Below are 8,536 nucleotides of genomic sequence, written 5' to 3' on the forward strand. Positions count from 1 at the left end.
GGGCAGTCCGGGACGTTCCTGTGGGTCGACCCGGCCCGTCGGCTCGCCCTGGTGGTGCTCACCGACCGGGACTTCGACGACTGGGCCAAACCGCTCTGGCCCGCCCTGTCCGACCAGGTGTTATCCGAGTTCAACTCGGACTAGCGCAACAAGGGTCCCAAAGGGCACAATAGGCACGTACGACACAACTGCATCTTCGGAAACACCAGGTCGTTGGGGAAGACGTCCCTAGTGGAGCCGGAGGAGGCAGTGATGCGTGCGTCGAACCAGTTCGCCGACGCGACGACAGGTGTGGTTTATCTCCACGCCTCGCCCGCGGCGGTGTGCCCGCATGTCGAGTGGGCGTTGTCGTCGACCCTCGGTGCAGGGGCGAACCTCAAGTGGACTCCGCAGCCTGCCATGCCCGGGCAACTGCGTGCTGTCACCAACTGGCGCGGGCCGGTGGGCACCGGTGCCCGACTGGCCAACGCGCTGCGGTCGTGGTCGGTGCTGCGTTTCGAGATCACCGAGGACCCCAGCCCCGGCGTCGACGGTCAGCGGTTCTGCCACACCCCGCAGCTGGGCCTGTGGGCCGGTGCGATGAGTGCCAACGGCGACGTCATGGTCGGCGAGATGCGCCTGCGCACCCTGATGGCGGCCGGGGCGGACACCCTGGCGGCCGAGTTGGACACCGTGCTGGGCACGGCATGGGACGACGCGTTGGAGCCCTACCGCGACGGTGGGGACAGCGGCGAGGTCAGCTGGCTGAGCCGGGGAGTGGGTTAGGCGGGCGTCAGCCGGCTCGCACCGTCACCCGGTAGTCGTCGAGGTCGACCCGGGCCAGTTGCCGGCTGAACTGACTGGCCAGACCGGGGAACATGGTGCCGTTGTGCCCATCGGCGGTGAGATACCAACTGCTGCACCCGGAGTTCCACGTCGTGCGCCGCAGCCGCCGCTGAATCGCGGCGTTGTAGGCGTCCTGCCGGTCCCTCCGGACGTCGAGAAAGCGGATGTCCAGCTCGGCGATGAGTTGCACAGCCGCGACGATGTAGTCGATCTGCGCCTCCATGTAGAGCAGCGCGGAGTTGTGACCCGGGCCGGAGTTCGGACCGAACGTCAGAAAGAGGTTCGGGTAACCGGAGACCGAAACGCTCTTGTAGGCGTATGCCCCGCTTGACCATTCATCGGCGAGCTTGCGCCCGTCGCGCCCGGCCACGGGGAACGGCGTCCCCGTCTTGGCGACGTCGAAGCCGGTGGCGAAGACGATGCAGTCCACTTCGTGTTCGATGCCGTCGGCCGTGCGGATGCCGTTGGGCGAGATCGTCGCGATCGGCCAGGTGATGAGCTTGCAGTTGCCCTTCTGCAGCGCCGGGTAGTAGTCGTTGGACATCAGCATCCGCTTACACCCGGCGCGAAAGTCGGGGGTGAGCTGACGGCGCATCCAAGGGTCGCGGACCTGTTGGCGCAGATGGGCTTTAGCGATCGCCTGGATGGCGTCGGTAGCTGGGGTGTTCCACACCATCCCGGCCGCGGCGGCTTCGTGTCCCCAGAACCAGGCTTGCCGCGTGAGCTGTTCGGTGACCGGTAGGTGGCGGAACAGTTGTTTGGTCCAGGCGGGCTGGCGGAAATCCGGCCGCGGCAGCACCCAGCCCGGGGTGCGCTGGAACACTTTGACTTTCGCGGCCGTCTTCACCAGTTTCGGAATGATCTGCACGGCGCTGGCACCGGTGCCGATCACGGCCACCCGCTTGCCCGCCATGTCGTAGCCGTGATCCCAGCGGGCGCTGTGGATCTTGTGTCCGGTGTAGCTGTCCAGGCCCCGGATGTCCGGCCAGCTGACATTGGCCAGCGGGCCGGGCGCCAGCACCGCTGCGCGGGCGGTGTACGTGGTCCCGGAGCGGGTGTCGGCGGTCCAGGTTCCAGTGGTGTCGTCGAAGTTGAGCGCAGTGACGTCCTCGCCGAATCTGATGTGACGGTGCAGGCCGTACTTGTCAACCAGACCCTCTATGTAGCGCAGGATCTCGGCTCCACCGGAGTACGCGCGTGACCAGTGCGGGTTGGGTGCGAACGAGTACGAGTACAGCACTGACGGGATGTCACAGGCGGCGCCCGGGTAGGTGTTGTCGCGCCATGTGCCGCCGACGCGGTCACCGCGTTCGAGGATGACCAATTCGTCAATGCCGTTCTGCAGCAGTCGGATTGCAGTGCCCAGCCCGGCAAATCCGGCGCCGACGATCAGCACCGACGGGGTCGGGCTCATCGGGACACCGGTTCGTGGGTCAGCTCCTCCGACCATGACGGCGTCTTGCCGAGGATTCCGACCGGGAACCGGTCGATCACCGAACCCATTGTCTCGGCGAAGAACTGGAACGGCTGCTTCTTGTTGACAGCTGCGTCGAAGTGATACCTGATCACGTGGAAGGTAGGCAGGCGGCGGGTGTTGGCACTGCGCTTCCCGGCTTTGTCGAAGCGGCGGATGGCGTTGTAGAGCTTCTCTTCGGAAAGGCCCATCGCGGTGATGTTGGTGATCATCCGGGTCAGCAGCGGAGAGTAGATGAGCAGTCCGAGCATCACCGATGGTTGCATCAGCGTGGCGGCGCCGTCGATGAGGATTTTGCGCATCGGCCCGGCGCCGAGCATGTCGAGCACCTGGAATCCGACGGCCAGGTGCCGGGATTCGTCGCTGTTGATGTGCTGGAACACCTCATGGCACAGCGGGTCGCTGACCTCGTCAAGCAGGAACTTCACCAGCGCGCCGTCCAGGCCGGTCTCCAGAGCGGGGATGACGGTGCCGAGGGTGGCGAGCGGCATGGAGTCGGAGTAGCGGTCCAGCCACTCGATCACCAGGCGGATGTTTTTGTTCGGCACGGGCATCTCGCCGTCGGCGATCATGCCCCAGCGGTGCATCAATGCGAGCTCGGCGTTGGCGTGCCGCTGTTCCTCGGCGTGGAAGTACTCGTAAATCTGCTTCAGTTCGTCGGACGGTGCTTTGCGGGCCAGCGCAGCGAAGCCGCGCGCACCGACATTCTCGATCCACACCAGGTCGGACATGAACTCCTTGAGTTTGGGGCGCTGGTCGTCGGTGATCGCGTCGGCACCCGGTGCGCCCCAGTCGATGTCGGCCAGCGCCCACTGCTTGTCCTTGATCGTGGCCAGCATGTCGCCGTACTCGAATGCCATCGTAGGACTCCTGTCGAATCAGCGGGCGAGGCGCTCGACGACGCCGAGCGTCCGGGTGTAGGTGGCCGGAACCAGACGTTTGGCCTGCCAGATGACCTTTGCGTCGAGTTGGGGAACGACGTGCAGACGGCCCTTGTCGGCGCAGACGACCCGGCCGCTGCGGCGGGCGATCTCGATCGCGAATCCGATGCCGCTGCCGCTGCCCGCGCCCGTCACCACAGCGGCCGCGCCGGCACTACGACGACTGCCGCGGCCGGGGATGGCCAATCTCATTCTGAGGGCACCTGACACCACTGGCCGCGCATGCCACCAGTTTGGGCCCGGCCGTCCGGGATGTCAACATGGACACGTGCCAGCGAAAGCGGGAGTCTGGGGCGGGCGCACCGCCGCCGAGCGGCACGCCGAGCGCCGGCAGCGCCTGATCGACGCCGCGACCGAGATGTGGGTCGACGGCGGTTGGGCGGCGGTGACGATGCGCGGCGTGTGCGCGCGGACGTCGCTCAACGACCGGTACTTTTACGAACACTTCGCCGACCGCGACGAACTCTTGGCGGCGGTGTGGGACGGCATCAAGGACGATCTGATCGCCGACGTGGTCGCCGTCCTCACCGAGAATCCGGCCCGGCCGCCGATGGAGACTTTGGGCAAGGGCATTGCGGTGGTGGTCGAGCGGATCGCCGCCGACCCGGGCTGGGCGCAGATCATGTTCGGTCATCACGTGGGCAGCGCGGTGCTGGAGCAGCGCCGCACCGCCGTCCTGCATCAGGCCACCGACATCATGGTCAACGCCGCCAAGCCCTTTCGGAAGCCGGGCGCCGACGAACTGGCGTTGCGGATGGACGCCCTGGTCGGCATCGGCGGCTTCGTCGAACTGATGACGGCGTGGCAGTCCGGCCTGCTCGACGTCGACGCACCGGAGGTCATCGAGCATTGCAGCCGGCTGGGGGCGACCCTGGCCGCGGCCTACCTGGACACCGGCGACGACCGTGACAGCAGCGCGGACTAGCGCGCCGGCACGAGAATCCGCAACGCCGCGGGCACCGCGGAGATCTCCACGGGCAGCGGGCAGACGTAGTCGCCGTCGGCGTAGGCGTTGATCCCCGGGGAATCCACCGTCACGGTGCGAGCGCGCCGGGTGGTCACCTCGTCGAGTTCGATATGGGTGCCTTTGAACACGGTGGGGAACAGCCGGATCAGCGTGCTGCGTGACCCGGTGCGGACCATGGTGACGTCGAGCAGTCCGTCGGAGTGGTCGGCATTGGGGCAGATCAGCATCCCGCCGCCGTAGCTGCGGGTGTTGCCGAACGCCGCCAGGGTGAGGTCGGTGACGATCTCGGGCCCGCCATCGAACATCAGCCGGAAGGGCAGCGGACGCAGCTGGGACAGTTCGGCGACGATGGCCAGGTTGTAGCGCATCCGGCCATGCGGCCAGCGCATCCGGTTGACCCGGTCGCTGACCAGTGAATCGAATCCCGTTGCGGCGATGGTGCCGAACCAGGTTTCCGAGCCGTCGCCGCCGCGGATGAGCCCGAGGTCGACGGTGGTGGTGTTACCCGCTGCGACGACGTCGGCGGCCGCGGCCGGATCGCCGGTCGGGATGGCGTACTCCCGGGCGTGGTCGTTGCCGGTGCCGGCCGGAATGATGCCCAGCGGAGTGTCGGTGCGCGCCAGCGCCTGCAGGGCCAGCCGGATGACGCCGTCGCCGCCGACGACGACGACCGCGTCGGTGCCGTCCGCCACGGCGTGCCGGGCCAGTTCGAGGGCGTGTGCGGCGTCGCGGCCGACGATGGCGACAACGTCGATGCCGATCTCCTGGAACCGGGCGACGGCCCGTTCGGCGGCGTGCGGCGCGTTGCCGTGCCCGGCCATCGGATTGGTCAGGACGGTGACACGCGAGATGGACGTCACGGAATCAGTTTGCCCGGGTTCATGATTTCGGCCGGATCGAGGGTCTGTTTGACCGCCCGCAGCACCTGGACGCCCAACTCACCGATCTCGGCGGGCATCCAGTGCCGGTGGTCGACACCGACCGCGTGATGGTGGGTGATGGTGCCACCGGCCGCCACGATGGCGTCACACGCGGCGACCTTGGCGGCCTGCCACTGCTGCGCGGCGTCGCCGCGCTGCCCGGCCACGACAGTGAAGTACAAGGACGCGCCGGTGGGGTAGACGTGCGAAATATGGCACATCACAAGGGCGTTGGTGCCGCTGGCGGTGAGCGCCGACGTCAGGGCCTCGGTGACCGCGGCCTTGAGCGTGGGGACGCCTGCCCAGGCGGTTGCCGTCTCCAGGGTTTCGCACAGAGCGCCGGCTTTGAGCAGTGAATCCCGCAGATACGGCGCGTCGAAACGGCCGTTCTCCCACGCCTTCGCTGCCTGTTCACCCAGCGACGTGCCGCCGTGTGACTCCAGTACGGCACGGGTCTCGGCGTGCCGGCTCTCGGTATGCGCCGCGCTGCCCTCGAACACCGTGATGGCCAGGCAGCCGCCGGTGACGCTCTGTTCGCCGATGCTGTGGGTGGTCGCCAGATTGACGCCGGTTTCGACCTCGTCGGACAACCGCAGCACGGTCGGTCCGGTGCCGATCTGGGTGACCGCGCGCAACGCGGTGGCGCCGGTGGCGAAGTCGGGGAAGGACCAGGCTTCGTAGCGCACCGACTCGGGCACCGGGTGGATGCGGACCCGCACCCGGGTGATCACGCCGAACGCGCCCTCGGAGCCGCAGAACAGTTCGCGCAGATCAGGTCCGGCCGCCGAGGCCGGGGCGCGGCCGAGGTTCAGCGGACCCGCCGGGGTGACGACGTGCATGCCGCGGACCATGTCGTTGAACCGCCCGTAGCCGGCCGAATCCTGGCCGGAGGACCGGGTGGCGGCGAAGCCGCCGATGCTGGCGAAACGGAAACTCTGCGGGAAGTGTCCGAGGGAGAAACCGTGCTCACCGAGCAGACGCTCGGCGTCCGGCCCGGTGACCCCGGCGCCGAGTTCGGCTTCGCCGGAGACGCCGTCGATCCAGTGCAGCGCGTCGAGGCGGCGCAGATCCACCGTGACCACGGCATCGAAGTCGCCGCGGACGGGATCGACGCCGCCCACCACGCTGGTGCCACCGCCGAAGGGCACCACCGCGATGCGGTTGCGCGAGCAATAGCCCAGGATCGCCGCGACCTCGTCCTCGCCGGCCGGCAGCAGGACGGCGTCCGGGGCATCCTGGTGAAGCTGCTTGCGGCGCAATAGATCCGGTGTCGACTTGCCGCCGGCGTGCAGCAGCCGGTCGCGGTCGCCGGTTCGCACATACTGTTCGCCGAGGATCGCGGTGAGCCCGTCGAGGTGGGTCTGCGCCAGCGCCGATCGCGTGAGCTGCACCTCGTCGATTCCCGGCGCGGCGATCTCGGTGCCGGACACCCCGAGGGCCTGCTCGAGCAGCGAGCGGATCCCGTCGGACAACGGCTTGGCCAGCGCTGGGTCGCCCCAGGCGTCCCACGCCATCGGAGGCAACAGGTTTCCCGCATCAGTCTCGGCCACGGGTTACAGTATTACAGATGATGTCAATCAGTAACGCTGAGGCGGTGGACGTCGGGGACCGGATCCTGGCGGCCGCGGCCAGCTGTGTGCGCGATTTCGGCGTCGAACGGGTCACCCTCGCCGAGATCGCCCGTCGCGCCGGGGTGAGCCGACCTACGGTGTACCGGCGCTGGCCGGACACCCGGACCATCCTGGCGTCGATGCTGACCGAGCGGGTGACCGGCGCGTGGCGGGCGGTGCCCGCCCGATCCGCGGGCCGGGAAGGCGTCGTCGAGCGGATCGTGGCGGTGGCCACCCGCCTGCGCCGAGACGACCTGCTGCTGACCGTGCTGCGCTCGGCACCGGAACTGGCGATGGTCTACATCGCCGACCGGCTCGGCGCCAGCCAGCAGATTCTCATCGACCTGGTCGCCGAGGAACTGCGGAAAGCGCAGGACGCCACTACCGTTCGGCCGGGGGATCCGCGTCAGCTCGCCGCGATGGTGCTGCTCATCACCCAGTCGGTGATCCAGTCCGGCCAGATCGTCGAGCCCATCCTGACCGCCGACGCGCTGAGCGCCGAACTCACCCACGCACTGAACGGATACCTGCACCCATGACCAGGCCCTTCGATAAGCCCGGCAGTACCGCCCTCAACGCCGCCAGGCGCACCGCCGAGTTGGCCGGACTCGGCGATGGCCGCACGGTGGACGTCGTCGTCATCGGCGGCGGGATCACCGGTGCGGGGATCGCCCTGGACGCGGCCAGTCGGGGGCTGTCGGTGGTGCTGGTGGAGAAGCATGACCTGGGCTTCGGCACCAGCCGGTGGAGTTCCAAGCTGGCGCACGGCGGCCTGCGCTACCTGGCCAGCGGCAATATCGGCATCGCCCGGCGCAGTGCGGCCGAACGCGGAATCCTGATGTCGCGCAACGCCCCTCACCTGGTGCGGGCCCTGCCTCAGCTGGTTCCGCTGCTGCCGTCGATGAGCCGGGGTCAGCGAGCGCTGGTGAACGTCGGGTTCCGCGCCGGTGACCTGCTGCGCATGCTGGCGGGCACCAAGTCCTCGGTGCTACCGCGGCCGCGCCGCATCAGCGCCACCGAAGCCCTGGCCATGGTGCCCACGGTGCGACGCGACGGGCTCGACGGCGGCCTGCTGGCCTACGACGGCCAGCTGATCGACGATGCCCGGCTGGTGGTCGCGGTGGCGCGCACCGCCGCTGGACACGGCGCGACAATCCTCACCCGCGTCGCGGCCTCGCATGCCACGGGTTCGTCGGTGCGGCTCACCGACACGCTGACCGGCGAGACCCTGGAGCTGGCCGCCCGTGCGGTGATCAACGCGACCGGGGTATGGGCGGCCGAGGTCGACTCGTCGATCCGGTTGCGTCCCAGCCGCGGTACCCACCTGGTGTTCGACGCCGCCACGTTCGGCAATCCGACTGCGGCACTGACCATTCCGATCCCCGGCGAGACCAACCGGTTCGTTTTCGCCCTACCGGCCCAGCTGGGCCGGGTGTACCTGGGCCTGACCGACGAGGAGTCGCCCGGCCCGATCCCCGACGTGCCCGAGCCGACACCGGCGGAGATCGGATTCCTGCTCGACACCGCCAATACCGCGCTGCAGACGGCGCTGACCCCGGCCGACGTGACGGGTGCGTATGCGGGTCTGCGCCCGCTGATCGACGCGGGGCAGGACCGGAGGGCGGGAGCGCAGCGACCGGGGAAGGAATTTGGGCGCACGTCGGACCTCTCCAGGGACCACGCGGTGCTGGAGTCCGCGGACGGCCTGTTCAGCGTCGTCGGCGGCAAGCTCACCGAGTACCGGCACATGGCGCAGGACGTCCTCGACCGCGCGATCGGCGAGCGGGGGCTCACGGCCG

Annotated in this window: 8 protein-coding genes and 3 pseudogenes; 5 read left to right on the top strand and 6 right to left on the bottom strand. The window is 68.7% G+C overall.

What is annotated here, in order from left to right; all coding sequences use genetic code 11:
• Positions 1-144, top strand: a pseudogene (locus tag ADBZ6I_RS13680) (serine hydrolase); the annotation flags it as partial.
• Positions 145-252: 108 nt separating this feature from the next.
• Positions 253-765, top strand: a complete 513-nt coding sequence (locus ADBZ6I_RS13685; RefSeq protein ID WP_526384723.1) for a DUF3145 family protein — start codon at positions 253-255, stop codon at positions 763-765.
• A gap of 7 nt (positions 766-772) precedes the next feature.
• Here the strand turns inward: ADBZ6I_RS13685 and ADBZ6I_RS13690 are convergent, their stop codons facing one another.
• The 4 genes and pseudogenes from ADBZ6I_RS13690 to ADBZ6I_RS13705 all read right to left on the bottom strand — a co-directional run.
• The gene (locus tag ADBZ6I_RS13690) at positions 773-2,239 is read right to left on the bottom strand and encodes a flavin-containing monooxygenase (RefSeq protein WP_526384725.1); all 1,467 of its coding nucleotides are present in this window, start codon (positions 2,237-2,239) and stop codon (positions 773-775) included.
• Positions 2,236-3,159, bottom strand: a complete 924-nt coding sequence (locus ADBZ6I_RS13695; RefSeq protein ID WP_526384727.1) for a ferritin-like domain-containing protein — start codon at positions 3,157-3,159, stop codon at positions 2,236-2,238. The genes ADBZ6I_RS13690 and ADBZ6I_RS13695 overlap by 4 nt, the downstream gene beginning before the upstream one ends.
• Before the next feature lie 18 nt (positions 3,160-3,177).
• Positions 3,178-3,297 (bottom strand): annotated as a pseudogene (locus ADBZ6I_RS13700) (SDR family NAD(P)-dependent oxidoreductase); the annotation flags it as partial.
• Positions 3,292-3,432 (bottom strand): annotated as a pseudogene (locus ADBZ6I_RS13705) (SDR family NAD(P)-dependent oxidoreductase); the annotation flags it as partial. The pseudogenes ADBZ6I_RS13700 and ADBZ6I_RS13705, both read right to left, overlap by 6 nt.
• Before the next feature lie 76 nt (positions 3,433-3,508).
• On the opposite strand from ADBZ6I_RS13705, the gene ADBZ6I_RS13710 reads away from it, so the two are divergent.
• On the top strand, positions 3,509-4,165 hold the full coding sequence (locus ADBZ6I_RS13710; RefSeq protein WP_526384729.1) for a TetR/AcrR family transcriptional regulator: 657 nt from the start codon (positions 3,509-3,511) through the stop codon (positions 4,163-4,165).
• Here ADBZ6I_RS13710 and ADBZ6I_RS13715 read toward each other — a convergent pair.
• Together ADBZ6I_RS13715 and ADBZ6I_RS13720 are read right to left on the bottom strand one after the other, a co-directional pair.
• Positions 4,162-5,058, bottom strand: a complete 897-nt coding sequence (locus ADBZ6I_RS13715; RefSeq protein WP_526384735.1) for a diacylglycerol kinase — start codon at positions 5,056-5,058, stop codon at positions 4,162-4,164. The genes ADBZ6I_RS13710 and ADBZ6I_RS13715 overlap by 4 nt on opposite strands.
• Before the next feature lie 5 nt (positions 5,059-5,063).
• On the bottom strand, positions 5,064-6,641 hold the full coding sequence (locus ADBZ6I_RS13720; RefSeq protein WP_526384737.1) for an FAD-binding oxidoreductase: 1,578 nt from the start codon (positions 6,639-6,641) through the stop codon (positions 5,064-5,066).
• Between the two features lie 53 nt (positions 6,642-6,694).
• Between ADBZ6I_RS13720 and ADBZ6I_RS13725 the strand changes: the two genes are divergently transcribed.
• Together ADBZ6I_RS13725 and ADBZ6I_RS13730 are read left to right on the top strand one after the other, a co-directional pair.
• Complete coding sequence (locus tag ADBZ6I_RS13725; RefSeq protein ID WP_526384731.1) at positions 6,695-7,276, top strand: TetR/AcrR family transcriptional regulator; 582 nt, start codon at positions 6,695-6,697, stop codon at positions 7,274-7,276.
• Positions 7,273-8,536, top strand: a 1,264-nt coding sequence (locus ADBZ6I_RS13730) for a glycerol-3-phosphate dehydrogenase/oxidase (RefSeq protein ID WP_526384733.1), incomplete at its 3' end; no start/stop codon positions are given. The genes ADBZ6I_RS13725 and ADBZ6I_RS13730, both read left to right, overlap by 4 nt.

It is taken from the genome of Mycobacterium sp., from assembly GCF_044342925.1.
Lineage (GTDB): Bacteria > Actinomycetota > Actinomycetes > Mycobacteriales > Mycobacteriaceae > Mycobacterium.